The sequence below is a fragment of the Staphylococcus gallinarum genome, from assembly GCF_000875895.1.
Taxonomy (GTDB): Bacteria; Bacillota; Bacilli; order Staphylococcales; family Staphylococcaceae; genus Staphylococcus; species Staphylococcus gallinarum.
Map to the genome: position 1 here is coordinate 1 of NZ_JXCF01000027.1, position 241 is coordinate 241.

Annotated in this window: 1 pseudogene; it reads right to left on the bottom strand. The window is 40.7% G+C overall.

What is annotated here, in order from left to right:
• Positions 1-198 (bottom strand): annotated as a pseudogene (locus SH09_RS12040) (RusA family crossover junction endodeoxyribonuclease); the annotation flags it as partial.
• Positions 199-241: the final 43 nt, after the last annotated feature.

A 241-nucleotide genomic window follows, 5' to 3' on the forward strand; every position in this document is an offset into this window, starting at 1 on the left:
TAAAGGCGTATTTAATACCTCGAAAAAAGTATCATCAAGTGCATTATCACGTTTTAATTGCGCCTGCACTGCATCTAAATACTCTACATAAGGTTGCGGGTAGTATGTGATTGTCTTTCCACCTTCTACAAACCGATGATTCGGTCTTGGCGTTCCCATCGGAGGTATATTGATGGTATATTGCCATACTTTAGCCATCGTCATCTCGCTCCTCTCTACTTATCAAAGCCTAGCAACTTAT